Consider the following 24942-nt stretch of genomic DNA (forward strand, 5'->3'; position numbering starts at 1 on the left):
CTGAGCTATAAAAAGGCTTTGCAATCTTCTATAGCAAAGATACGAATCTTTAGGCAGGGGAGGCGCTTTAGAAGTATAGCGGGTGCAGTTTAACTCCATCCTTTCGGTTATACTCTAAAGCTGGAGCAGGTATTTTTATGATGCTGAGCACATAGAGGGCTGTGTTCCATACTTTGCTCTTGCCTTTGAAGTGCATCAGGTTCAGGTCGGGACTGAGGTAATACTGGCGATATGCCTCCAAGCCTGCTGCTGCATTAGCCTCAGGGTCGTTATACACCATCTCTTGAGCTCCATAGCCAGCAGCAATATTCAGCCACTTTGGGTATTTACTTTCTTCCTTTAAGAAAGAACTTACATTAACAGATAGCCAATACGTTTGACCATTGTAGTCCTTCAAAGCCCGCTCTCCAAGATTGCTCCCTAATACATTTGGCCGCATACGGGCATAGTTGGTGGTCTGGAAGGAAAATTTAGGCATAATGCGCACTTCCTGCCAGGCCAGCTCCTGAGCAGTTACTGCTGCAGCACCTACAGTGTTAGCCACTAAATCGCCAACTGAGGCGCCATAGTCAGCCTGGTACCCGTCAAATATTTCGATTGGTGTTTGTAGTAGTATGCCAGTAAGGCCTCCATACAGCACAGCCTTTTTCTCAGGTAGGCCTGCCCAGCGCAACATATCAATGCCCGCCCGGCTTTGATGGAAGGCGCTCCAGAAATGCCCTGCTTTATCCATCTGCTTCCACTCATGGTTATCGTTGAACCAATGAAAGTTTGTGCGCTCATCAGTATACCAAGCTTTGTTTAGCGTTACAAGCATGGTAGCATATCCTGCGGTAAAAGTAGAGCCTAATACCAGCAACCGCTTCTTATTTACAGAGGAAGTGTCAACCGGAGCTTGTGCCATACTTAGCTGGGGCAAGCACAGCAGCAAGGGCAGGAGGTAAAAAATAATTCGGTGGCGCATGTAGAGCAAAGATAGGAGATTTTATTTTTCTGCCTTGTGCTGTTGAACCTGCCCTTTTCTAGACATCACAGCTTGATGCTATATGCTCTGAAATTACCTTTTCCTACCTTGCCGTAGCCACGTACATTAGTGGTTGTAGTTTTATACCTATTTTCTTCGACCTGACACAAGCTATACTTGTTAACCACTGCTGATCGATGGCATTACTACCAGTTCGTTCCACCTCAGCTTGTGGTGCGCTCAGCCCAAGGACTGGGATCTGGTTCGGATAGCTAAGGCTGACGGAGCTTAAACAAAACTCCCCTCCTCGGAGGAGTTAGGGATGGGTACACCTGAAGAGCTCATGCTAGAGCGCAAAAACTTCATGCATAAGTACCCGCTGCTATGAAATTTATACTTTAGAGGTCGCAGTTATAGTTTCCCCTCCTTAACTATCAAGAACGAGGGGTAAAAGGTAATGAGTGAAGCTCTGAGGAGTAAGCGTTGTGGATGCTCGCGGGGATGTAGAAAATCCTGCGTATGCTGATTCTCATTAGGGGAGAAACAAAAGCGGCGAAGCTTGATAGCTCCGCCGCTTGAGTATATTCTGAAGCAAATTTACCTATGCTTTCTTGTACATAACGGCTTTAACAGCCTCAACTGTACGCTCAACGTTTGGCAGTGAAGCCTCGATAAGCGTTGGAGCATAAGGAAGAGGAACGTCGCGGCAGGTAACACGCTTAACTGGTGCATCCATGTAATCAAAGGCGTTGCTCTGAATGTGGTAAGCGATCTCTGCAGAGATAGAAGCAAGTGGCCAAGCCTCCTCAACTACTACCATACGATTCGTTTTTCTAACTGAGTTAACCAACGTCTTATAGTCGATAGGGCGAACAGTGCGCAGGTCGATTACTTCAGCGCTGATACCATCTTTAGCCAGTTCTTCGGCAGCAGCAAGTGCTACTTTCATCATCTTGCCAAAAGAAACGATAGTTACATCAGAACCTTCGCGCTTGATGTCGGCTACGCCAATCGGAATGGTGTACTCTTCCTCTGGCACTTCACCTTTGTCGCCATACATCTGCTCAGACTCCATGAAGATAACCGGATCGTTATCGCGGATGGCAGTCTTAAGAAGACCTTTGGCATCGTAAGGGTTTGATGGAACGACTACTTTAAGACCTGGAGTATTTGCATACCAGTTCTCAAAGTTCTGTGAGTGCTGCGAAGACAGCATACCAGCGCTACCAGTTGGTCCACGGAAAACCATTGGGGCACCGTACTGGCCACCTGACATAGACATCACCTTGGCAGCAGAGTTGATTACCTGGTCGATGGCCACCAACGAGAAGTTGAAGGTCATAAACTCAATGATAGGGCGCAGGCCATTCATGGCGGCACCAACACCGATACCGGCAAAGCCAAGCTCGGCAATAGGAGTATCAATAACACGCTCCGGACCAAACTCATCCAGCATGCCTTGGCTCACTTTGTAAGCTCCGTTGTACTCGGCTACTTCTTCGCCCATAAGAAACACGCTCTTATCGCGGCGCATTTCCTCCGATATAGCTTCGCGGAGGGCTTCTCTAAACTGTATACTTCGCATTTCAGATCTTATATTCTCGGTTCAGTCGGTAAAATTAAGATAACTCTATGAATTTACAAGGTGCCGGAGCGTTTTTGCCGATTATACTATCGTATAAGGGCATCTTTATAAGCCGCTTTGTTTCGATAGGCCTCAAATTCAATATCGTTAATGGCCTTTTGTGTGAAGCGCTTATCGGCACGTACAGCACGTCGCAGGTTTTCTTCCAACATCTGCTCGTTTTGTGTGCGTGCTCCAACCAGAGCCAGGCTATACCACGCCAACGGGTCATTCTGCTTTAGTTCCAGTGCTTTTTGGTAAAACTCCTGAGCTCCCTCATAGTTTTCCTTCAGCAAATAGCTTAGGCCGAGGTTCATATTTGTCTGATAGCTATCACCTGCGTAGCGCAGGCTGGCAATGGCTTCGTCATAGCTACCCGTTTCTATCTCCAATGCTGCCTTGTCTGCAAAAATAGCCTTAAGCATTTCTTCTTCGCCACCCAAGGTAAGGGCGTATTCATAATACTCAAGGGCTTCGTTGTACTTGCCCAGTTGGTGGTAGGCGCTGGCAAGGCTGTAGTATACTTCGGCTGTTGGGTTTCGGTAGCCGGCATAGGTTAGGTTATGTACAGCTTTTTCGAGCAGGGCCTTTTTGGCGGCAGGGCGATAGTCTTTCTCAGCCATCTGTTTGTAAACCACGCCCAAGTTGTAGTAAGCAGGCCATTTGTCTGTAGTTTTTACAGCTGCCTCATACAGTTTGCGCTTTTCGGCCAGAAGCGGAGTGAGGGTGGCAGCATGCTGCAGCTCTTCCTCTGTAAGGGCATCAGCATCTACCTGTTCGTTGGCTACACGCTGAGCAAGCAGGTATAACTCATAATCAGCCTTGCGGCTACGGTTATAGTTAAACTCCACCTGCGCTGCACGGAGGCCAGGGAATACGTACTTTTGAAGGTATTCGTAAGCTTCTGTTTGCTGCAATGCCTGAAGCTTCTCCTGCTCCTTTTGATCGCTCTGAAGTATAGCCAGTACCTCCTGCTTCTGTGCCTTCGCAAGAGCTGTACTTTCTACTTTCTGCTGCAGGGCCTCCAGCGTGTTTTCCTGTGCCTCTGTGGTGATTGTTACTTTTTTATTAGCGTAATCCAGCGTTTTCAGCTTCTTACGATAGTACTGTTCCAGCGTCTGAGCCCGTTTTTTTGCCAAACCAGTACCAGATTCTCCAGGTGCGCGCATGCCAACGATTTTTATCTCCTGTGACGGCACATTATCTAGGACGTACTGGTCTAGTACCTGCAGTTTTGGCTCCGCAAGGTCATCCAGTGCGGTTTGCCCAAGCTCAAAATAGAAAACCAGCTTTCCTATACTGTCAGCGTTTGTGCTATACTTGTCCTGCACAAACGTAAACTCATTGCTTCGCACTAGCAGCAGGGGAGTAGTGTTGAGACCAGTAGCTACCTGCTTTGGATCTGTATAGGCAACGTCTCTGTCTTCCTTATCTATAGCTCGGCCTTGCACCATCAGGCGACCGATGGATTTCTCTGGCTGATAAGGAAAAGATAGTTGCTTGATAATGGTTGGCTTTTTGTCTTCGTACAGAAATTCTCCAAACTCAAAGTTGTAGGTGCCGATATTTTCGCGCTTCTCATTGCCGTACTCGTAGTATACATCCAGTTTGTACACTTCTTTGTCACGAATCAGTTTCTCGGGTACCTGTGCTTTCAACTCAAAGTCTACACGTTCGCCATTAGTTACCAGCGGAGAAGGCTCAACAGTAACCTGCTGATACTTTTCTGCCGTATTTACCATACGCTGTAAGGTACAGCCGGAGCTGGCAATGCCTAGGCCAAGACTAAGGAGAAGGATTAGATTTCTGTTTTTTTTGTACTGTTGCATGTCCTGTTTTTTTCGCTCGCCGTAAATGTATGGTACACCACATTGAATAACTTTGCGTTTATAGGTATACTCGTTCGGGCGTCAGATTTATTTTTTGATGTTTATTGAACAAAGTATAATTTAGAATTTAAATCAGATGATAATGAAACGGCTTCAGTACTTTATCGAATCGCAGGCCTTTGGTGTGTGCGCGATGCTTGGCGAGAAGCTGGGCTTTGCATCCAGTAGCATCCGGCTTACTTTTATCTACGTTTCATTCCTAACCATGGGCTCACCTGTGCTCCTCTACCTGATGCTTGCCTTTTGGATGAACGTTAGCAAGCATTTACGCCGCGAGCGCAGTACGGTTTGGGACCTATAAATCCTGCACCGTACGCTTTTGCCTAATAAAATACTGCCAAACGATACTGCCTTTGTAAACGCCTGCTAAGTAAGGGAAATTGCCTTTTGGCTGTTGTTCCTTTCTGCGGCGTAGCCAGTACTTCCTGTTGCGCAGCAGATCCATGTGTGCATCCAGCACAGCCTTAGCGTCTTTCTTTTGCCCTGCAAGAAGCATTCGGAAGGCAGCTACCCAGTCTAGAAGTACACGTATCAGCAGCGCTGCACCTAACTCCTGAGAAGGAATATTCTTGTAGAGCAGCGCCAGACCGTTTCTAAAGTTAAGATAAGTTTTTCGGGGGTTGGACTTGTGTAGCGTGCCACCGCCAACATGGTATACACGGCTGTGCCCGTTGTACATCACTTTATAACCCGCATTTTTAGCGCGCCAGCAGAAGTCAATCTCTTCCATGTGCGCAAAGAAGGCTGGTTCGAGTCCTCCTAGCATGTGGTAGACATCTGCTCTTACAAACATACAGGCACCTGTAGCCCAGAAAATCTCCTGCACGTCATCATACTGCCCTTTATCCTCCTCCAGTGTCTCAAAAAGGCGGCCACGGCAGTAGGGGTAGGCCAATGCATCTAATAAGCCTCCTCCTGCACCTGCATACTCAAAAAAGCTTGGGTGTTGCTGTGCCAGGATTTTAGGTTGGCAAACGGCAATATTAGGGTCCTGCTCCATTAGCTGCACTACAGGCTCCGTCCAACCTAGTGGTACCTCTACGTCTGAATTAAGCAAGACATAGTATTTAGCTTTTACCTGCTGTAAGGCTTTGTTGTATCCTTCGCAAAAGCCAAAGTTTTCAGATAGCAGAATGAGGCGCACCTGTGGGTAGTGCTCCTGTAAAAAAGCGATAGAGCCATCGGTGGAGGCGTTATCAGCCACAATAATCTCTGCATTGCCGCTGTTTGCCACCACCGATGGCAGGAACTGTTGTAAGTGAGGTAAGCCGTTCCAGTTAAGTATAACGACTGCCGTGTGAGCTGAATTAAAGTCCAAAGCTGCCGAGGTCTAAGCCTGGTATGTTTGGTATAAGGCCTTCGGTGTGTTTGCGCAATTCTTCTTGAGCGCGCTCTCCGGCGGTTAACATGGCGTTATTTACAGCAGCTACAACTAAGTCGTTTACCATTTCACGGTCACTCACATTCATGATGGACTCATCGATCTCAATCTTCAGGAGCTGACGCTGACCATTTACAGTAGCTTTAACAAGTCCTGCACCTGATTCGGCCGTAACAGTTATATCTTTCAGTTTCTCCTGTGCTTCCTTCATTTTGGCCTGGGCTTCTTTTATTTTGCCCATCATGCCGAACATATCAAACATAGTTTTCTTCTTTTTAGGTGTATGTACGAGTGCAGGGCTGTGCTAGCCCTTGCTATATGCAAATATAAGCACTCTTTTTGAAGGCTGTTTATACTTTGGATGATTGGACTAAATGCGTGCACTTACCGCAACAAGGTGATAGTGCCGGTTCTGCGCTTGGTGGTGCCAAAACTTGTCTGCAGCACTATTTCATAGGCATAAGCGCCTGCTGGTATCTCGCGTCCGTTTTGGGTGCCGTCCCAAGCGGCGTCAGCTTCGGTTCCTCTGTAGATAACGTTTCCTAGTCGGTTGTATACCAGTAGCGTATATCCACTGTAAAACTTCCCTTTTATTTCAAACACGTCATTCAGGCCGTCTCCGTTTGGTGTAAAGGCACTGGGTATATAAACAAGTGCATTTTGTTCGATCTCTTCCAGGTTTGAATAAGTTACCTCTGTTCCTGATTGGGAAGTAGCCCTGATACGATAGCGTAAAACAGGCAACTCATTACTCAGGGTATTGTCGGTAAATGTTCTGCCTGTAGTCGGATAGCTAGCTACTACATTGCCATCTTGGTCAAGTAATTCTACCGTATACTGCCCAACCCCATTTGGAAAGCCGGAGTAAGCAGACCAGCTTAAGTTTATACTTCCGTCAGTTTGTTGTTCAGCCTCCAGAATTATTGGGCAGCTAACATTGCTGAGAGGAGAGGTGTTCTCGCACAGATTTGTAAAAGTAGCACGGTAGCATACTGCTTGTAGCGTAGTGGTAGTAACATCTACATATGTTGTCTGCTGCGTTTGCGTCAGGCGTTGGTAAGTGGAGCCATTTATACTTCGCTCCAGAGCTATAACATTCACTTGTTCTCCCTCAGGCAGCTGTAAAGTTAGCTCTACTTGATTGTTAAGATCAAAGCTAGAGAGCAGGTAAGGTGCTGCAGGTATAGCCGTGGAGCTTACCACAGCATTCATCGTAGCTGATACTGATGTGTAACGGTCCCCTTGGGGATCTGTACCTGTGCCTACAATATAGTAGCTGTACACTTGCCCGCAGGTTACTTCATTATCGGTGTAGGAAGAAGCAGACCCAGGAAGTGTCTCAACCAAAGTACCATTTCGATAAACCTCAAATGCGCTGAAGTCAGGAGAGTATTCCCAGTTAAGCTGTACCTGTTCCTCTTTAGTTTGTAGGTTTAAGGATATGCCGCTTACGATGTTTGAGTTGATGAAAACCCTGCCGCAGGCGTCGACCGGGCGTACCAGGTACCAGGTGCCAGCGTTTGTATTCACATTCTCGACAGTATACGTAATGGTGCTACTGCTTAAGTTCTGAATTGTTCCAATCTCAATGTAGGGGTTCCTGAAGTCACCTGTGTACTGCTCAATGGTGTAGCTGTATCCGGGCACTAAACCTGACAGTTCTAGCTGAACACTTCCGCTAGCGTCCTGCTCCAGCACCGTTAGTTTTTCGAGTTGAGTCGGGTTCTCTTCGTCTAGAAGTGGAAGAGCAGATACTGATTGGCTGTAAGTGTTTTGGCAATTGCCTCCGTTATAGCTGCCTGTTAGTGTTACAGTATAAGAGCCTTGGGTGGTATAAGTATGAGTGATAGTTGTGCTGCCATCGGTCTCCCGGGTTGTGCCATCTCCAAAATCGAAAGTATAGTTGTCATACTCTGTGTTGATGACTGTAAACGAGACGGCTCCACTGGCACAACTCTGTGAGGTAAATTCAGGTGCTGCTGCGGCTTTAACCTCAAAATCCTGTGCAAAAGTTCTTGTGCCACCACCATCTTCTCTGTTAATAACCTGGGTAATGGTGTAGGTGCCCGGCTGCGAGAAAGTTGTCTGCTCTTCTGCCTGCAAAAGATCATCAGGATTATAGTTCTGTGGGTCGAAAGCGCCTGGGCCGGGGGAATAAAATATTACGGCATTAGGATCGGGGTTAGCAGTGCAGTCACGGAAAAAAACGGGTTTACCAGCACAGATTACCTGCACTTCCTGCCCGTCCTGTACAGGGCGAAAACAGCCATTCTGTGCCCAAGAGGCTGCTGCCAAAAGTATAAACCATATGGTAAACAGATACTTCAAAATCATCCTTTCTAATGGCTTTACGATCAATTTAAGGAAAGTACAGCATAAAACTATGCTGCAAGGGCAAAGAAAAGCCTCTGACGCAACTGCACCAGAGGCTTTATAAATTTTATCTGCTTGGTTTACAGACTATATGTCCGCAGAAAAGAAATGCTTTGTTGAATATCGTGGTGCAGCACCCTGTCAGTCGAAACAAAAGGTACGAGGTTACGATACTCCTTGATCAGCCGCTCTAATGGCTCCGATGTTTTGAGTGGGCGACGGAAGTCAATTGCCTGTGCAGCGTTCATCAACTCTATGGCAAACACGCGCTCGGTGTTGTGCACCACCTGAAACATTTTGGTAGCGGCATTGGCCCCCATACTCACATGGTCCTCCTGGTTGTGGGAAGAAGGAATAGTATCAACAGAAGCTGGAGTACATAGTTGCTTGTTCTGGCTCACTATAGAGGCTGCTGAGTACTGGGTGATCATGAAACCTGAATTTAGGCCTGGTTCTGCCACCAGAAATGCGGGCAGTCCTCTTTGCCCTGAAATGAGCTGGTATGTACGTCGCTCAGATATGCTGCCTAATTCAGCTACAGCAATAGCCATAAAATCCAGTGCCAATGCCAAAGGTTGCCCATGGAAGTTGCCTCCCGAGATAATCTCATCTTCGTCCGGGAAAATGTTAGGGTTGTCTGTTACAGCATTGATTTCAGTAAGGAAGACCTGCTCAGCATACGCAATGGCATCTTTTGAGGCACCATGTACCTGTGGGATGCAACGGAAAGAGTAGGGGTCCTGTACATGCTGCTTTTCCTGCTCCATCAGCTGGCTGCCTGTAAGCAGCTCGCGCATAACCTGTGCTGTCTCCAGTTGCCCTTTGTGAGGGCGCACCTGGTGGATGAGTTGGTTGAACGGCTCAATACGTCCGTCATATGCATCTAATGATAGGGCTCCAAGCACATCTGCCTGACGTGACAAGCGCTTTGCCATCAATAAAGTATAAGCGCCGTAAGCGCTCATGAATTGAGTGCCGTTTAGTAGCGCAAGCCCTTCTTTTGCTTTCAAGGCGATTGGCTCCCAGCTAAACATGTTCAAAACATGGCGGCTCTCCAGCTTCATTCCCTGGAAATAGACATCGCCAAGCCCTAGCAATGGCAAGCACAGATGTGCCAAAGGAGCCAGGTCTCCGCTAGCACCCAATGAACCCTGCTGGTAGACTACCGGGTACACGTCACGGTTAAAAAAGTCGATCAGGCGCTTTACAGTTTGCAGCTGCACACCACTGTGCCCATAAGCTAGCGACTGTATTTTTAGCAACAGCATTAGCTTTACTACCTCCTGTGGCACTTCATCTCCTATACCACAGGCATGCGACATCATCAGGTTACGTTGTAACTGCTCCAAATCTGAGGATGAAATCTTTTTATCATATAAAGAGCCAAATCCTGTATTGATGCCGTAAATGCTGCGGTCTGTTGCTGCTATTTTCTGCTGCAGGTACTCATGGCAGCGTATAATGCGCTGCTCCGCCTCCTCCGACAACGCCAACGTGTAGTTCTGCTTCAGGATTGTTTCTATCGTCTCCAGTGTCAGGAACTGGCTGGAAATATGGTGTACCTGGCTCATGCGGGTTTATTTCAGTTTTGCTATGATTTCATCTACAGTCAGGTCCTGCTGTTCTCCTTGCTTCATGTCGCGCAGTTTCAGCTTGCCTGAAGCCATTTCTTCAGAGCCTATCAGGATCACGTAAGGGATGCTTTTTTGATCGGCATATCCCATTTGCTTCTTAAGTTTGGCTGCTTCCGGGTAAATTTCTGAGCTAATGCCTGCATCGCGGAGTTGCTGTAAAACAGGTAGTGCATACTTTTCTGCTTCCTTATCAAACTGCACGATCAATGCTCTTGTGCTTTGCTGGCTGCTGTCGGGGAACAGTTGTAGTTCTTCCAGTACATCATATATGCGATCTACACCAAAGGAAAAACCTACACCTGATACGCCCGGAAGCCCGAACATTCCTGTAAGGTTGTCATATCGTCCACCACCGCTGATGCTGCCCATGCTCACGTTGTTTACCTTTACTTCAAAGATGCAGCCGGTGTAGTAGGAGAGGCCACGAGCCAGCGTTACATCCAGCATCAGGCGTTCTTCTCCGGATTCATTTTGCGCGGTGAGCGCTTTGCTTTGTAGACCCTCCAGGTATGTCCAAACATCTCGCAGGTCATTCAGGCCGCGTTGGCCTTCTGGTGTTTCGCCGAGTATACTTTGAAGCTGCTCTAGTTTATTTTCGCTGCTGCCGTTCAAGTCGTAAAGCGGCTCCAGTTTACCAACTGCTTCCTCTGAAATACCCCGTTCCAGTAGCTCTTTGCGCACGCCTTCACGTCCGATCTTATCCAGTTTATCAATGGCTACACAAATCTCGCCTTCGCGTCCTTTCTCACCTATGGCTTCGGCTATACCTGCCAGCACCCCACGGTGGTTTATTTTTATGGTGAAGTCAGTGAGCCCAAGGTGGGTAAGCACCTCATTGATCATCTGCACGATCTCCGCTTCACATAGAAGTGAGTTTGTACCTACCACGTCGGCATCGCACTGGTAAAACTCGCGGTAGCGCCCCTTCTGTGGGCGGTCAGCACGCCATACAGGTTGAATCTGATAACGCTTGAATGGGAAAGTGATTTCGTTGCGATTCATTACCACAAAGCGGGCGAAAGGTACTGTTAAGTCGTATCGCAGGGCCTTCTCTGAAATTTTACGGGTCAGGTGCTTATACCCTTGTTCGATGTCTTCCTGTTTCGTTTTAGAGAGGAAATCACCAGAATTCAGTACTTTAAAAATCAGCTGGTCGCCTTCGTCGCCATACTTGCCTGTAAGCACAGACAGTTGCTCCATGGCAGGCGTCTCGAGCGGCAGATAGCCAAATTTCTCGAAAGTGCGTCTGATAACGCCAAAAATATAGTTACGCTTGGCCACTACAGCCGGGCCAAAGTCTCTTGTTCCTTTAGGTATAGATGGTTTCTCTTTGCTCATGCTTTTGCAGGTTTGCCGGCGAAGTTACTAAATGTGGAGCAAAGGTGGGAGGGAATGGTTATTGAAAGGAAGGAGGGGGCATAAAAATAAAGCTGCCCTTGTTAAAAGGCAGCTTTATCACCTCTGATGACATTATAAACTGTGTAGAAGATTATTTTAAGGTCAAGCCAGAATGACCAGTTTTCAAGATAAAAAATGTCAAGTTTCACACGGCCCCTGATTTGGTAAGAGTGGGTGGTATCACCACGGTAGCCGCGCACCTGTGACAATCCTGTGATGCCTGGTTTGATGAAGTGGCGGACCATGTACTTTTCTGCAACCTGGGCATATTCTTCTCCAAGTTTGAGCATGTGTGGGCGTGGACCAACAATGGACATATGCCCAAGCAGCACATTAAAGAATTGTGGAAGCTCGTCGATACTGGTTTTACGGATAAAAGCCCCCACTCGCGTAATTCGCGCGTCACCTCTTTGCGCCAAAAGTTTATGAGCATCTTTATTGATATACATGCTTCTGAGCTTATAGCACTGGAAGCTTTTATTGTCGATGCCCGACCTTGTTTGCTTAAAGAAGATTGGACCTCTTGAATCTATTTTAATGGCTATTGCTATGATAGGCAGCAGCCAAGACAGAATGAAGACGATGATCAGTAGCGAAAATACAATATCGAACGCTCTCTTGATGAATTTATTCATAACATCATCCAATGGTATTGCCCGAACCATCATAACAGGCAGAATGTCGTAGAAGTCGATCTTTAGTCTTTGGTGGTTTTGTCCGTTAAACTCTGGCAGGAACTTTATGCGTATCAAGTTGTCGTCTGCAAAGTCCAGAAGCTGGGCAACTTCTCTTTTGTCGAGTTCATAGGGGCAGCAGTATATTTCGTCTACTTCGTTCGTGGCAACAAAATGCTTTATATCAGAAACTCTTCCTATAACATTTTCACCCGTACTTTCCTTATTACTGAAGAATCCCAGAAATTTGTAGCCATACTCCGGGTGACCCTCAAGGAAATGTTTAAGCTCTATTGCTAGTTCATTATGACCTGCAATAACAACCTTGCGCAAATTGTATCCTTTTGTTCTATAAATCCTCAATGCTGTAGTTACTGCCACACGCCATGATATAACGAGGAGAGTAAGACCTGCATAATGGTATAAAAGAGCTTTTCTCGAGTAATCATCAAAGCCTGTTATGTTTAAGCCGGCTTCCATCAGGAGAATGTAAAGTAGCACCGCTTTGAGCGCTGCAAGCACAACCTTTAACCTTCTGGCAACTCGATAAATTTTATAGGTACTAAGCAAACTAGTGCAAACAAACCATGCTGCTAAAGAGCAAAGAAATAAATAGAATGGCTCTGTAAATCTATTTACCGACTGATCAAGTACCACCATCGCAAGTACTGATATCGCAATTGCTGCTAAGTCACCAAAGAGGTAAACTAACCTAATGTATTTAGAGTAGAGACCAGTCATGCAAGGTATAAGCAATTTTATGAGCAGTAGTTAAAGCTACTGCTTGTAAGGTTTGTTAGCAATTATATACTGTAGAAGTAAAAATAAGAAGAAGCAGCTAAATGTGGCTCCTTGCGATCTACTTAAAATTGACTCAGTGAGGGAGCTGGAGATAATAAGTAGTAGGAACGTTATTAAAAGCCAACTACGGTAACGGATTGCATTGAAGAGAGGGAGAAAATAACATATCAGAAGAACTACAAGTCCTGCTATACCTATACTGACTGCAGTCTCCAAGTATTGATTGTGCGGGTCAAATCTATTTTGAGCTGCAAATACAAATTTCCTATTCTTATAAGATTGAACCATAGCTTCTTTCACGTCACCCGTACCCACACCTGCAATAGGATGCTCCTTGATCACATCCACAGCACATACCCATTTAGCTAATCTTAGATTAAGTCCATTCCACTGATTATCATCATAGCTTCCAGAAAAATGGTAAATATCAGATGTGTTGGAGAATTCGTAGCTAATATTTGTAAGGCTCTTAAAACGTGCCAAAGTTTGAGGAAAAAGTAAGGAGAGACCAATCACGAATGCTATTAGTGCAGCTACAAGTAATGATGAATGCAGAATTCTGCCTTTTTTGACGCCAATAACTATAACACTGGTTACCAAGATAGTAAATAGAACAATTTGAGTAGCTCTTGACGCTAGCAGGAACAGTATGAGCAGTAAGAACAAGATAGAGACTACTATTATTAGCCTCTGCTTAGCACTAGTTTCTGAAGGCAGAAAGTATAGATGATGGCAAAGGAGTAAAATAGAAGTAGCTACATAAAGAGCAAAATATACAGCCTGCTTTGCATAAATAGAGACTAAACCATCGCTAAAGAAATAATTAAAATCGTCTTTCTCAATCACTACAAATGTCTGGTAGATAAGAGCTATCATGCTCAGAACCACACATGCAAAAGCAAAAATGAGCACTGTCTTGTAAAGGTGTTCACGCTTAATTGTAGAAGAGCCTAATATTAGAGGGAAAACCAGCAAGGAAGCTTTTGTCTCTAAGCTCTTTATTCCTTCCTGTATGTTTTCGGTATAAAGGACACCAATGCAGTATAGTACAAACAGTACAAAGAATGAGATAGCTGATGGGTTCCTACTTAATAGTCTATACTTCTCCTTTACATTTCCATTCAGCATCCAAAACAAGGCTAGCATTAGAACTGCTATATTAGTTATAATCTGCTTCGGGGAAAATAGGGAAACAGCAAGCAGTATCAAGCTGTAGTAATAACCTTGTTGGATAAGGTATACTCCGTTAAGCTTTTTAATAAAGTTTCTCATTTTAGAAATATGGCTTTTGCTTTTGCCACAAAACTGTAGGGCAGAACACTTAAAACAATGTTTCTAGCCAAGCCTAATACAAAATAAGGAGAAGCTATTTTGTTGTGCAGTAGTATCTTGATTTTGCTCTTTAGTTGTATGTTTCGTTTAGTGAGCGATATGCCTCTACGGTTAATTTCACAGTAAGTAAGAACCTCAGGTATAATGTGTGTTTTATACTTTCTAATAAATCTGAAAAAAAATGCATAATCCTCAGCAGCCTTATAAGTAGTAGGATATAGCCCTATTTCCTTTAAGGCTGCAGTACGAAACATAACCGATGGGTGAATGAAGCTGCACTTTAAGTACATATTATGTACAATGTCGTTATGCTCTGCCGGAGCTTTGTAAGTGTATTCTTTTCTTCCCCGATCATCAACAAATTCTACCCATGAGCCTATGAGGTAGATGTCAGGATGAGTATCTAGGTAATGTTTCTGTTTAGTAAATCTGGATGGAGCACAGGTGTCGCCACAATCTAACCGAGCGATATATTTATTATGCATGTGCTCCTGAACATGCCTCAGTCCATTGTTTAGTGTATTTTCTATTCCCAGATTTACTTTATTATATATGAACTGCAAACGTAGTTTCCCCTCAAACAACTGACGAAGCTTCTGCTCATCTGGCTTTAGGTTACTTCCGTCGTCTACAACCAGCACATCAATTGGATGTGAAAATTGAATCGAATCTAAAGAAGCTTCCAGGCCACTAGGATTATTGTAATGGGGGATCAATACTACGATATCACTGAACATGCACCAAGATCCTTTCTTTGTTAGACTCAATTTTTAAAAATAATCCAATGAATAGCCAGATCATAGCATCGGTACCTCTGAACTGAATTAGTGATGCAATGAAATATACTAATATGAGAATTGCCAGTGGATTGCTCAAACGAGACTTCAACGCCTTTATACTTATGTTATATACAACAATCATGTATAAAATAAAACCTAACACACCAAATTCAATGAGCACCTGCATGTACAGGTTGTGCAGGTTGTCTTCAGGATAATCAGTCCCTGACACCGTTTCAACGGCATATATGCCGTTTCCTGCGCCGTAGCCTAAAAACTTACTTTTCCAGAGAGCAGTGCCATAGTACTGCCACATAGCAAACCTTCCGGCCATACCCTTATCTGAGCTATCCCCAAATTCAGCAAAACGCTTTAGAGTGTATATTTTGCTGGCAAGGTTTTCTAAATCAATAAATATAAAGAAAGAAATTACGGCTAACATAGCCATAAAAATAATGGTGCGCCTTTCCTTTCTGGAAGTATTGGCTGAAACAAACTTAAATCCTGCTACAAGAAAGGCTATTACAACTCCAACCCTAGAGGCATAAATAACACTGATAACTAAAGTTACAGCGAGCAGTGTATAGAATAATTTCTTCCTGTTAATGAATAAGGCGGTGTTCAGGCCAATCCAAGTTGCTTCTAGGTTTGTGCCTCCTCCATATATGGTATAAATATCTGGGTGGCCATCTGGTGCCTTAAGAAATCTCTTAATCTCGGGAATATGGAAGAACAGCTTACCAACTATAACTATAAAAACAATAAGAGCAGCTTTCTGCAGCAGGTTGAATATTTGCTCCTGAGGAAGTATACCAGCAATATAGTAACCTATGAAAAAGGCATAAAAAACAAAAAGATGATTTATAAGAAGCCTGTTAAAGGGATAAACCAAAAACAATAGCAACGAAATAAGTGTGATGCCAACAAAGTATTCGAATATGAATAACGGTACTCTAGCTGTAGTGTCTTTCGGCTTGAGGAACAAGCAAGGTAGGAAAAGGAGAGAAAAGAAGTGGTAAAGCTTTACTGATGACTCCTCCACCACCATCCAGCCTGTTAGGGAAAGTGTCTGCAGGTTGAGGAGCAGAAAGAATGAAAATAAGAATACGCCGAAGCAGTTTACTGATAGTCGCATTTTAAACAATAGGAGTCAGCTTAGGTATAGGCTGCTTACAGAACGCAAAATTATAAAAATAATGCTCTCTATAGTTAATACTGCTTTTTTATAGGGGACATCCGGGTTCTATATAATCTGTTTATGAATGCAAGTGGAGTGTTTTCAAGGCCTTGTGAAACTTTATAACGCATGATTGTCCAGTAGTAATAAAGCTTATGAGATATTCTGAAGCCAAGTACCTCATTTTTGGCTTTAAAAACTTCTAGGTAACAGCCTTCTATGTTAGCCGATACGCCACCAAGCCTCATATTGGTAACAATGTCATCTATATGTATAAACTTTACTCCGGCTGCATAAAAGCGCAGCAATAGCTGGTAATCCATGGCAAGTTTATAGTTCAAGTCAAAGACGCCGTACCTTTTATAAAGATTTTTGCTAACAAATACAGTAGGATGGTTCAAGCTCATTTCTAGAGGCAAAATGTCGAGGTTAGGCTTCGCCTGATGAGCTCTGCTGCCATTTTCATTCCAGTACTGTGTGTTCCCGTGCAGAACACTGTCGGGTTTAAAGTGAGCCACCATTTTAGAAACAGCCTCTGGCTCATACCAGTCATCAGCATTGAGAATACCAATCAGATCACCTGTAGCCAGAGCTATACCTTTGTTAAAGGCATCACTAATTCCTCTGTCAGGTTCGCTTATCCAGATGGCTATCTGGCTCTCATATTTTCTAATAATTTCTATTGAACCGTCCGTAGAGCCACCATCTATAATGATATACTGTATATTTTTATAGCTTTGCCCGAGCACACTCCGGATTGTCTGTTCTAAATATTTCTCGCCGTTATATACGATTGTAATAATAGAAACAAGAATGCCTTCTTTGGCATTCTTATCAATCCGAGTCAAGCTACTACTTTCCTCCAAAATTGGAACCATCATTGTTTCCTCTATAAGTTTAATTGAAGTTAACAAGGGGGCTTTTAGGTTGAAATACCTTAGTCTTTTCTTCTTTTGGCAAAACTTGCATATAAATTTTGGTACTGTTTCGACACAAGTTCGATATCAAACTCTTTCTCGCTCCATTCTCTAGAGTTCCTTCCCATTTGCTTTACAGATTCCTGATTACGCATTAGCCATTGAATTCTAGAAATAGCTTCATCTGCTGTAAGAAAACTATACCCATTGTAGCCATTCTTTACTAGGTCCCTGTTGCCGACACAATCCGATAACAGAAGGCATTTGCCAAGACTTAATGCTTCAAGCACCGAAAAGGGCAGACCTTCCCATAAAGAAGTAGAAAGGTATAAATCTGCTCTGGTCAATATGTCCTCTACCTCTCTTTTTGGAAGCCATCCGGTAACTTTAATATTACCGGAATTCAAAACAGCTCTTTGCTCCATTGCTCCTTCACCAATCCAAGTGAATGTAATATCCTGCTGCTGTTTAAAAAATGAGGCAATCTGATTGAAAAGTTTAGGATTCTTTTGTTCTGTAATCCTGCCACAAGTTACAATTCTAAATGGAGCACCTTTGCAGGGTTGAGGAGTTTCTGGGTCTAAAGTAGGAATAGAGGTTCCATTATTTATGAATGATGTATTTATGCCTATTTTCTCATAGCTCTGGGCTTCGGAAGGGGAGCAGCAGACAACTTCGCCAGCAAGCTTGTCTGCAACCTTTTCAAGTAGTATGTAGAGTGATTTATTTTTAGTTGAAACATCTGCACGAGCAAATGAGGCACCATTAGGAGTATAAATTACATTCTTTAACCCAAGAATGAAGCAGGCAGCTCTGCCTAAAAAACCTGCTTTTGAAGAATGTAAATGTATAACATCGATATCTTTAAGATTTTTAAGTATCGTTGTCAATTCTCTTAAAGCCATGAGGTCCTTACCTGGCCTTATCTCCCTCTGTGCATTTTTCCATTGAATAAAAGTAACCCCTTGTGGAAACTTTGCCTTTACCGCTTCTGCGCTGATCTCATCGCGTCGTTCTCCATGAATGACAATATGCTCACAGGAAGTATACTGCGTAAGTAAATTTATAAAATGTGCTGTGCCTGCAGCAAAGCACTCTACTACATGTACTATTTTCATTTAAAGCTTAGCAATAATCTCAGGTTAAGAGGTTTTACAATTGTATTACCACCTTTTACCTCAACCAGAATCCTTTGACATGGATTTAATTACATTCTATAAGTAATTGGTCAAAGGTGTAGATCGGCAAATTTATTGATTGCTTCCGACACCTTTGCAACATCATCTTCGGTATGAATGAACGAAATGGGAAGGCTAAGAGTGGTAGCATGTATTTCTTCTGAAATCGGATAGTTATTCTCAAAAACGCCTGCCAATCCTTTCTGTTGGTGTGGCGGTATTGGGTAATGAATCTCAGTTTTTATACCCTGCTCCAAGAGGAACTCCTTTAACTCATTCCTTTTCGAAGTTCTGATATTAAAGATATGGTAAACGTCATAGAAGCCATTTTCCACAACAGGCTTTATTACTTTGTCTGTCAAGAGACTGAAGTAAGTATTAGCTAGTTTTCTTTTATGTGCATTTATCTCATCTAACCTTTTTAGCTTCTGCCTAAGAAACGCTGCCTGTAATTCATCTAGTCTTGAATTGTAACCTATATAGTCGTTAACATATTTAATGCGTGACCCATAGTTTCTGAGCGCTTTGAGTTTTTCTGCTAACTCATCGGATCTGCAAGTAATGGCGCCTGCATCCCCTAGTGCTCCAAGGTTTTTAGTAGGGTAGAAGCTGAAAGCTCCGAAATCTCCAAAACCACCCACTATGTTGCCGTTGTGTGTAGCACCATGAGCCTGTGCACAGTCCTCCACTACTTTCAGGTTATAGGTTCTGGCCAGCTCCATAATTGTGTCCATCTGGCAGCACTTTCCATACAGGTGCACAACCATGATAGCAACTGTATCTTTTGTGATTTTTTCTTCGATCTTCTTAGGATCAATATTGTATGTTCTGATGTCCGGCTCAACGAGTACGGGCTTAAGACCAGCATGCAGGATAGAAAGAATTGTAGCTATGTAGGTATTAGAAGGCACCAGTACTTCCTTGTTTTTTGGAAAATTGAAAGCTTTCAATGAAAGAATAAGCGCATCTAGACCATTGGCAACGCCAACACAATGTTTTACATGGCAGTAGGAGGCGAACTCTTCCTCAAAAGTATCAACGCCTTTTCCAAGTATATACCAGCCAGAGTTAAGGGTTTCCCCAAAGCTGATTTGATAATCCTCAAAAAATGGCTTGTTTAGCCAGTATAGGTTCTCGTAGTCAATCATTTAATACCTGTTGAAAATGTAGTCCTTCTCATCATAATATTCCGAGGCTAATACCATTAGTATGGCGTCTTTTGTAAAATTGTACATTTCGTGCCAATCCGCGGGTTCTAGTATTAAGCACTTTTCTGGTTTATCAAGCACAAACTCCTGTTGCTCAGTGCCATTGTCGTTGTAGATTTGACAGGATCCTTGAATACATATTGCAGCCTGTACTGTTTTATGATGTCTATGACCGCCCCTTCTAGATTCATCTACACCATAGATGTAAAAAATTCGTTTTATATCAAAAGGAATAGATTTCTCAATAACCGTTAAGTTGCCTCTTTTATCTGTAAAGGTTTTTAAATCAATTATTTTGGCCATGCTTTGACAAATTTATTAATGCGGTAAATGTTATACTTTCCTTTAAGAAAGTTTAAGGTGTTCTTTTTGAATGTTTCCAGGTTATTTGCTGCTGGCAGCCACACATCAAGATTGTTATCAAGCTGTTTTAGTTTTGCATAATTCTGCAGGTATAGCTCAATGTATGGGACATACAACAACTCTACAGCCCTAGCAGGAAGGCTGTACTCGCAAAGGCTCAGCTTGTTGTCAGATAAAAACCTAAGCCCGTGAAAGTGGTAAAAGTTTAATCTATGTTTCTTCTCCTCCAAGGTAACAAATGCTTCCTCACCTTTTGTCTCTACACCATACTGCTGTACGTTCCATGGTGCCACGCCTCCGGCTGGGTTTTGTAGTACATGCACATTGTTGAACCTAGTTTCCCAGTCATCGAGATATTTCTGGTCACCAAATTTACCGTCCTCTACTCTGTTGTAACACCAATCAATGCAAGCGTTTCGCCACCAGTTTAGTGCTGCCAAGCTTTCAGGCTTGTTTTTAAAAGTCATGAATTGAACGCAAAACTTTCCACTTATGTGTGTCTCATCATATCTTGGTGTATACCTGTGTAGCGTAAGAAGTATTTCCTTGTCACCCATCTCCCTGATCAAGTGGCCTGGATCATCATAAAAGTATATGTCAGAATCAATATAGGTGCAGTTATCTAGTCCAAACTTCTTGATGCAGTAAAGTATAGTTGATGGAGTACAGGTCCAGCAGTACTCACCTCTTGTTCTGGTTGGCTTTATTGCCAGCAACTCTTCGTCTTCGAAGTCAGATAAAGCAATAACAGTGGTGTGTGGTAAATTTACTTTTGACAAAAGTTCTTGACACTTGTCATCAAAAGCAAAAATATATAAATGAAAGCTCCCGCAGTTCTTCATCAGTGAAGTGTGCAAATTAAGCCCATAAGGCAAGAACTTTGAATCGAACAGGGTACAAAAATTTAACATATCTTAGGTTATTGAGCGGTTTTTCTCCTGAATATAAAACCTTCATAATTCAAAACCTCACCCTTGTATGTGAGGGTAATATCTGATTTAAAGCTTTCTATCAACTCATATGAACTAGTAGAAAATATGGATAAAAACTCCTCTTTATTAAAAATCCAGGAGGGATAGCTAGCGTTGTATATATTGGGATTAACCCGCTGAACTGTTATTTTGCTTGGCTGATTGCCTGAGGTAAAACCGGTAAGATCTACAATGATGTATTCAATCTGTCTTTTGAAAAATTCAGCAAGAATCTCATAAGGTCTCTCCAGGTATTGAAGTACAGAAGAAAATAAAACCCCTTGAGGACTGGTTTTAGAATAGCAAGTTTCAATATCCTCATAAAATTTCAATTCATGGTCTTGAAACTCTTCTTTACCTATAGAAACAAAATGTTGCTGCTCAATAATATTCCACTCAACTTTGTTCAGTTTATCAAGGAATTTTCTGTTCTGGTAATAAGAGCTGCCAAGGGAGCCTCCAAAGTCAACAATACTTAAAGACCCGGAATTCTGAGCAGCTATCCAGTTAAGTGCAGCTAATGTCGGCCAAGAGTATTCAATCGTATCAAAAATAACAGAATCTCTTTCGAAAACAGCTTCTCCATTTTTTACTTTAAGAACGGCCTCTTTCACTTTCGATACGATCTCCACATCGTCGTATCCAGTACAATTATTTTTTGCCTCCTGCCAACTATTGTAGTCACCAAACCAGCCATACTTAGGTGGAAACAACTTCTGCTTTAAATCAAGTAGGATAGGAGGTATAAGCACCTTTAGCTTGTTCATCTGCTAATAAAATTAATGATTCTCTGCTTCAGCCCAATTTTGGTATTCTTTCTGAAGAACATTTCAAATAATTTCCTTGCTTCCTGATTCTCCTCGACTTTTATTTTTTCCAACTGGTTGAACTGCTCGTCAGACAGCGAATCATCATTATAGTTACCCGTGGTATCTGAGTGGGTGCCGCTTAGGTCAAGCCCTATATTCTGAATAAGAGACTTAGCTGGATACAACGTATATTTGTTATGTAGGAATGCTGAAGCATACCAACGAATTGCCCAAGAGTCGTTTTTACCGCTAATCTGCTTCTGCAACATTTGTGTGTAAGGATAGGAGCCGTTAAAATCAAAAGCTTTACTTAAGTTGTTTCTTTTAATTTGATTCAACAGTTTCTGCCCATCTTTGTCGAACAAAGACCAGCCCCGCTTCCAGGTTGCCCACCCCCAGCAATCAGCACCTTTGAGAAAAAAAGTCTTTACTCCCTTCATTTTGATAGGATAAGTATATGCATGTATTGATATTACCTCATCATCACTTTGGTACAGGTCAAGACCTTTATTCATGTAAGTAAGGAAGTAAGGAGAGGTAACTAAATCGTCCTCCACCACAATAACTTTCCCATACTGATTAACAACATCCGTAACCCCTAATATCACAGATTCTGCCAAACCAAGGTTTGTATCCCTTTCAACAATGTGCAATGACCTGAATCCTTTTATATTCTTGATATAGTCCCTTACTTGCAGAACTTTGGAAACAGATTCTTCACTCTTGGCTGCATCCGCATAAATATATAAGTCACTTTCGGCTGCTAAGGCATTTTTTAGCAAGGCTTCTACTGTTCTCTGCGTGTGTAGGGGACGGTTGTAAACAAATAACACAATAGGTGCTAATTTCATGCTTTATTGGTCATTAGTGTTAAGGCCCTTTCAACTGCATACCTATGGCTCTCAATTTTAAGGTTATGCAGCAGGAATAAGTGTTGCTGTGTATGATCCTTTTTGAAGAGCCACCTATAAATTACCTTTAGCAAAGCGTAGGCAGAATCGGACCGATTTATTCCATTGGAGGCAAAACTGTAATAGGGGGAATAAACTGTCTCCCATAGCCTCAGAGCTTCTTTATCTGCTATTTCGAGGTAGTCGTCTGAACTAAGAATACCTGTAATTTTGGACAAGTGGTCACAGAACTCCTGATCACGGTTAAGGAGAACCTGATTTTCCCTCTTGATGATAGGTATTACCTCGTATTCTGGCTTCCGATTCTTATTTAGTGCCAGCGAAACTGCATAACCTACATTCCATAATGGGTGATTTGATTGCGCATCAAAATAAAAGTTGCCCAGGCTATAAAAAATTAAGCCATTCCGGTAGCTCTCCCAACCTTGTGGTACATGTGGATGATGGCCTATAATCACATCTACGCCTAAGTCAATCAGTTCTCTGAACCGGGTTCTCCATTCTGGTAGAGGGAAGTCTAATTCTTCTACGCCTGCATGTATCTGTACTATTAGAAAATCACAGCTCTCACGCGTTTTCCTAATTCTGGAATTTACAGACTCATGATTTAGCCAGGCATAGCCACTCTTGGTGAAGTGATTATCTGTCAAGGCGCCAAATCCCCATTCGGCAAAGGATAGCATACCAACAGTTAAGCCATTCTGGGTAACATACTTAGCTCTATAAGCCTCTTCGAATTCTAAACCGGCACCAATTGTGTCATTATCATTCAGTACTGCTAAAGTATGTTTAAGAGCCTCATAACCGTAATCATAAATGTGGTTATTTGCTAACGAATAAAGGTTAAAGCCAGATTCGTTAAGCGCTTTGATGGCATTATCGTGTTGGAAAACATGAGGTCCGGCCTTTCTGATAGGTGTAGCATCCGGAGTTATGATAGGAGCCTCAAAATTACAAGACACTACATCATGAGTATTGATTATAGCAACAAGATCAGGATGGATGAAGTTGCTGCTAATATTCTTCTTTATTACAACATCACCTGCAAAAAAAAGCTTCATATTATCCATAGATACTAGAGTTTCTTCTCCTAATCAAATTCTCTATCGGTTTCAATGTAACATAGCCATAATATGCAGCCATGATATCATTTGAAAAGCCAAAGGTCTTGATTTTAGGTATAGAGTAGAAAATGTTCTTCAAACGGTTGAAGGCATTATTGCTTATCCTCTTGTTTATCCAAGATACATAGTCAGGCTTCACTACCTCTTTCAGAAGTTCTTCACTTAAAGGTTTAAACCGTACTTTTTGCATGCCCTGATAATCTAGCGTATTCTTCTTAGAGAACGAGAGGTTCAACTCCTCAAGGTTAAGACTGTGCTTTTTGAAAAAATCTCGTTGCCATATTCTGTCCTGCTTTCTATGGGCAGGCAGGTTGAGCATTTGTGTGGCGATAGAAATATCAAGAAAAGGTGACCAAGCCTTAAATCCGAGGCTGTTTGGCACCCTAATCAGGTATGAAAGAAGCACCATCTTAAAACGCATTGCCTCTACAATCCTAAAATTACTGTCTGTTAAATTTTGTCTCTTTTCCTCAAAGTATGCCTCTTTTAATTTGGCTGTAGTCCTAAAAATACTGGCCTTAGACGTGGCACTGACGCCATGAGAATACCCCAGCCACTTTAAGTCATCTGGACTGTTGATAGATGGAATTTTAACATTTCCAGACCATGCATCGCCAATAATGCCGCTTAGAAGTGGCATTCCTAATTTTGTCCGCTGTAAAATTTTGCTGTAGAACTCAACATGATACATACCATGCGCATGTGTCGATATACCATAAAGCTCATCCCAGTAATCCAGATACTTATGAAATTCCCCCAGCTCGATTTGCTCCCAATGTGTACCCAGAATGTCGGAAATACATTTTGCCTTAACCACTTCCTCAGAGTCGCTCTGTCTGCTAGATATGCCATATGTATAAGACCTTATGCGGCTTTTATCCTTCACTAACAGGTTAAGAAGCCTGGAGTCAAAGCCGCCACTGGTGGGAATTATGATATTACCTTGCATGGACGAACTCCATAGTTCAACGCTATCATAAAGGTTTCCTATCAGATCTTCCTCCAGACTTTGCATGCCTAAGAGATCTAGGGAAGGATCTTGTTGCTGCTCTATCACTAGCTTCCCATCCAGGTTTTGAATAGAGGAGTTAGGTAACAAGTATCTCACATGCTTTAAAGGCGTCTGCCCAAAAACAGAGTAGCCATAATCCAAGTAGTTATTGAGGCCTTCCGGATCGAACTCTAAGTTTTGGATATCGACTACTTCATTAATATTATGGTTTATTTTACCCGTAGAAGTATTGTAAAATACAGGATCAGAGCCTAGCCAGTCCGTCTGAAATTTCATTGTTTTATTTAGTGTTAGTCTCTTTGCAATTGGAGAAGGAGCTTAATATTATGCCGTATCCTTAAAACTATTATGACCTTCTAATTGGAAAGGTATGGATTACTTTTGGGAAAAAACAAGGCGTTTAGGTGCTTTTTATAGCCTTGT

General features: G+C 42.8%; 22 protein-coding genes. 1 reads left to right on the plus strand and 21 read right to left on the minus strand.

Annotated elements, in window-relative coordinates:
- Positions 1-67: 67 nt before the first annotated feature.
- From PKOR_RS16820 to PKOR_RS16830, 3 genes are all read right to left on the minus strand, one after another.
- Positions 68-904, minus strand: a complete 837-nt coding sequence (locus tag PKOR_RS16820) for a DUF2279 domain-containing protein (protein ID WP_052739146.1) — start codon at positions 902-904, stop codon at positions 68-70.
- A gap of 661 nt (positions 905-1565) precedes the next feature.
- Positions 1566-2549, minus strand: coding sequence for a pyruvate dehydrogenase complex E1 component subunit beta (locus PKOR_RS16825; protein WP_046312290.1), 984 nt, complete (start codon positions 2547-2549; stop codon positions 1566-1568).
- Between the two features lie 86 nt (positions 2550-2635).
- Positions 2636-4417: a tetratricopeptide repeat protein gene (locus PKOR_RS16830; protein ID WP_046312292.1), complete on the minus strand. Its 1782-nt coding sequence runs from the start codon at positions 4415-4417 to the stop codon at positions 2636-2638.
- A 142-nt stretch (positions 4418-4559) separates the two neighbouring features.
- Between PKOR_RS16830 and PKOR_RS16835 the strand changes: the two genes are divergently transcribed.
- On the plus strand, positions 4560-4778 hold the full coding sequence (locus PKOR_RS16835; protein WP_046312294.1) for a PspC domain-containing protein: 219 nt from the start codon (positions 4560-4562) through the stop codon (positions 4776-4778).
- Here PKOR_RS16835 and PKOR_RS16840 read toward each other — a convergent pair.
- From PKOR_RS16840 to PKOR_RS16925, 18 genes are all read right to left on the minus strand, one after another.
- Positions 4773-5795 (minus strand): glycosyltransferase family 2 protein, encoded by a 1023-nt coding sequence (locus PKOR_RS16840; RefSeq protein ID WP_046312296.1) that lies wholly within the window; start codon positions 5793-5795, stop codon positions 4773-4775. The two genes, PKOR_RS16835 and PKOR_RS16840, sit on opposite strands and share 6 nt — an antisense overlap.
- Positions 5785-6120 carry a YbaB/EbfC family nucleoid-associated protein gene (locus tag PKOR_RS16845; protein ID WP_046312297.1) on the minus strand — a complete coding sequence of 112 codons (336 nt, stop codon included), beginning with the start codon at positions 6118-6120 and terminating at the stop codon, positions 5785-5787. Before PKOR_RS16845 ends, PKOR_RS16840 begins: the two co-directional genes overlap by 11 nt.
- A gap of 122 nt (positions 6121-6242) precedes the next feature.
- On the minus strand, positions 6243-8192 hold the full coding sequence (locus PKOR_RS16850) for a T9SS type B sorting domain-containing protein (protein ID WP_084694825.1): 1950 nt from the start codon (positions 8190-8192) through the stop codon (positions 6243-6245).
- Between the two features lie 119 nt (positions 8193-8311).
- On the minus strand, positions 8312-9802 hold the full coding sequence (hutH, locus tag PKOR_RS16855) for a histidine ammonia-lyase (RefSeq protein WP_046312302.1): 1491 nt from the start codon (positions 9800-9802) through the stop codon (positions 8312-8314).
- Positions 9803-9808: 6 nt separating this feature from the next.
- Positions 9809-11203: a histidine--tRNA ligase gene (gene hisS / locus PKOR_RS16860; RefSeq protein ID WP_046312304.1), complete on the minus strand. Its 1395-nt coding sequence runs from the start codon at positions 11201-11203 to the stop codon at positions 9809-9811.
- 101 nt (positions 11204-11304) lie between these two features.
- A complete protein-coding gene (locus PKOR_RS16865) occupies positions 11305-12678 on the minus strand; it encodes an undecaprenyl-phosphate glucose phosphotransferase (RefSeq protein WP_046312305.1) in 1374 nt (457 codons plus the stop codon).
- 36 nt (positions 12679-12714) lie between these two features.
- On the minus strand, positions 12715-14010 hold the full coding sequence (locus PKOR_RS16870) for an O-antigen ligase family protein (RefSeq protein WP_046312307.1): 1296 nt from the start codon (positions 14008-14010) through the stop codon (positions 12715-12717).
- The gene (locus PKOR_RS16875; protein WP_046312309.1) at positions 14007-14807 is read right to left on the minus strand and encodes a glycosyltransferase; all 801 of its coding nucleotides are present in this window, start codon (positions 14805-14807) and stop codon (positions 14007-14009) included. The genes PKOR_RS16870 and PKOR_RS16875 overlap by 4 nt, the downstream gene beginning before the upstream one ends.
- Positions 14797-15897, minus strand: coding sequence for an O-antigen ligase family protein (locus PKOR_RS16880; RefSeq protein ID WP_158453792.1), 1101 nt, complete (start codon positions 15895-15897; stop codon positions 14797-14799). Before PKOR_RS16880 ends, PKOR_RS16875 begins: the two co-directional genes overlap by 11 nt.
- 161 nt (positions 15898-16058) lie before the next feature.
- Entirely contained in the window at positions 16059-16940 is an 882-nt protein-coding gene (locus tag PKOR_RS16885) for a glycosyltransferase family 2 protein (protein WP_148561733.1), read from the minus strand.
- 23 nt (positions 16941-16963) lie between these two features.
- Positions 16964-18061, minus strand: a complete 1098-nt coding sequence (locus tag PKOR_RS16890; protein ID WP_046312312.1) for a glycosyltransferase — start codon at positions 18059-18061, stop codon at positions 16964-16966.
- 110 nt (positions 18062-18171) lie between these two features.
- The gene (locus PKOR_RS16895; protein ID WP_046312314.1) at positions 18172-19269 is read right to left on the minus strand and encodes a DegT/DnrJ/EryC1/StrS family aminotransferase; all 1098 of its coding nucleotides are present in this window, start codon (positions 19267-19269) and stop codon (positions 18172-18174) included.
- Positions 19270-19632 carry a sugar 3,4-ketoisomerase gene (locus PKOR_RS16900; RefSeq protein WP_046312315.1) on the minus strand — a complete coding sequence of 121 codons (363 nt, stop codon included), beginning with the start codon at positions 19630-19632 and terminating at the stop codon, positions 19270-19272.
- Positions 19620-20471: a glycosyl transferase gene (locus PKOR_RS16905; RefSeq protein ID WP_148561734.1), complete on the minus strand. Its 852-nt coding sequence runs from the start codon at positions 20469-20471 to the stop codon at positions 19620-19622. The genes PKOR_RS16900 and PKOR_RS16905 overlap by 13 nt, the downstream gene beginning before the upstream one ends.
- A gap of 140 nt (positions 20472-20611) precedes the next feature.
- Positions 20612-21430, minus strand: a complete 819-nt coding sequence (locus tag PKOR_RS16910) for a TIGR04325 family methyltransferase (protein WP_046312317.1) — start codon at positions 21428-21430, stop codon at positions 20612-20614.
- Positions 21427-22323 (minus strand): glycosyltransferase family protein, encoded by an 897-nt coding sequence (locus tag PKOR_RS16915; RefSeq protein WP_046312319.1) that lies wholly within the window; start codon positions 22321-22323, stop codon positions 21427-21429. Before PKOR_RS16915 ends, PKOR_RS16910 begins: the two co-directional genes overlap by 4 nt.
- A complete protein-coding gene (locus tag PKOR_RS16920; RefSeq protein WP_046312321.1) occupies positions 22320-23453 on the minus strand; it encodes a CapA family protein in 1134 nt (377 codons plus the stop codon). Before PKOR_RS16920 ends, PKOR_RS16915 begins: the two co-directional genes overlap by 4 nt.
- Positions 23446-24795, minus strand: a complete 1350-nt coding sequence (locus PKOR_RS16925) for an asparagine synthetase B family protein (protein WP_046312322.1) — start codon at positions 24793-24795, stop codon at positions 23446-23448. The genes PKOR_RS16920 and PKOR_RS16925 overlap by 8 nt, the downstream gene beginning before the upstream one ends.
- Positions 24796-24942 lie beyond the last annotated feature (147 nt).

The organism is Pontibacter korlensis (genome assembly GCF_000973725.1).
Taxonomy (GTDB): domain Bacteria; phylum Bacteroidota; class Bacteroidia; order Cytophagales; family Hymenobacteraceae; genus Pontibacter; species Pontibacter korlensis.

What these genes read in the sequence shown, in the direction of transcription:
- PKOR_RS16875 (WP_046312309.1), bottom strand. Translation starts at nt 14,807, where the DNA reads ATGTTCAGTGATATCGTAGTATTGATCCCCCATTACAATAATCCTAGT.
- PKOR_RS16880 (WP_158453792.1), bottom strand. Translation starts at nt 15,897, where the DNA reads ATGGTGGTGGAGGAGTCATCAGTAAAGCTTTACCACTTCTTTTCTCTC.
- PKOR_RS16835 (WP_046312294.1), top strand. Translation starts at nt 4,560, where the DNA reads ATGAAACGGCTTCAGTACTTTATCGAATCGCAGGCCTTTGGTGTGTGC.
- PKOR_RS16820 (WP_052739146.1), bottom strand. Translation starts at nt 904, where the DNA reads ATGGCACAAGCTCCGGTTGACACTTCCTCTGTAAATAAGAAGCGGTTG.
- PKOR_RS16900 (WP_046312315.1), bottom strand. Translation starts at nt 19,632, where the DNA reads ATGGCCAAAATAATTGATTTAAAAACCTTTACAGATAAAAGAGGCAAC.
- PKOR_RS16895 (WP_046312314.1), bottom strand. Translation starts at nt 19,269, where the DNA reads ATGATTGACTACGAGAACCTATACTGGCTAAACAAGCCATTTTTTGAG.
- PKOR_RS16915 (WP_046312319.1), bottom strand. Translation starts at nt 22,323, where the DNA reads ATGAAATTAGCACCTATTGTGTTATTTGTTTACAACCGTCCCCTACAC.
- PKOR_RS16825 (WP_046312290.1), bottom strand. Translation starts at nt 2,549, where the DNA reads ATGCGAAGTATACAGTTTAGAGAAGCCCTCCGCGAAGCTATATCGGAG.
- PKOR_RS16920 (WP_046312321.1), bottom strand. Translation starts at nt 23,453, where the DNA reads ATGGATAATATGAAGCTTTTTTTTGCAGGTGATGTTGTAATAAAGAAG.
- hutH (WP_046312302.1), bottom strand. Translation starts at nt 9,802, where the DNA reads ATGAGCCAGGTACACCATATTTCCAGCCAGTTCCTGACACTGGAGACG.
- PKOR_RS16910 (WP_046312317.1), bottom strand. Translation starts at nt 21,430, where the DNA reads ATGAACAAGCTAAAGGTGCTTATACCTCCTATCCTACTTGATTTAAAG.
- PKOR_RS16865 (WP_046312305.1), bottom strand. Translation starts at nt 12,678, where the DNA reads ATGACTGGTCTCTACTCTAAATACATTAGGTTAGTTTACCTCTTTGGT.
- hisS (WP_046312304.1), bottom strand. Translation starts at nt 11,203, where the DNA reads ATGAGCAAAGAGAAACCATCTATACCTAAAGGAACAAGAGACTTTGGC.
- PKOR_RS16830 (WP_046312292.1), bottom strand. Translation starts at nt 4,417, where the DNA reads ATGCAACAGTACAAAAAAAACAGAAATCTAATCCTTCTCCTTAGTCTT.
- PKOR_RS16925 (WP_046312322.1), bottom strand. Translation starts at nt 24,795, where the DNA reads ATGAAATTTCAGACGGACTGGCTAGGCTCTGATCCTGTATTTTACAAT.
- PKOR_RS16890 (WP_046312312.1), bottom strand. Translation starts at nt 18,061, where the DNA reads ATGAAAATAGTACATGTAGTAGAGTGCTTTGCTGCAGGCACAGCACAT.
- PKOR_RS16845 (WP_046312297.1), bottom strand. Translation starts at nt 6,120, where the DNA reads ATGTTTGATATGTTCGGCATGATGGGCAAAATAAAAGAAGCCCAGGCC.
- PKOR_RS16870 (WP_046312307.1), bottom strand. Translation starts at nt 14,010, where the DNA reads ATGAGAAACTTTATTAAAAAGCTTAACGGAGTATACCTTATCCAACAA.
- PKOR_RS16850 (WP_084694825.1), bottom strand. Translation starts at nt 8,192, where the DNA reads ATGATTTTGAAGTATCTGTTTACCATATGGTTTATACTTTTGGCAGCA.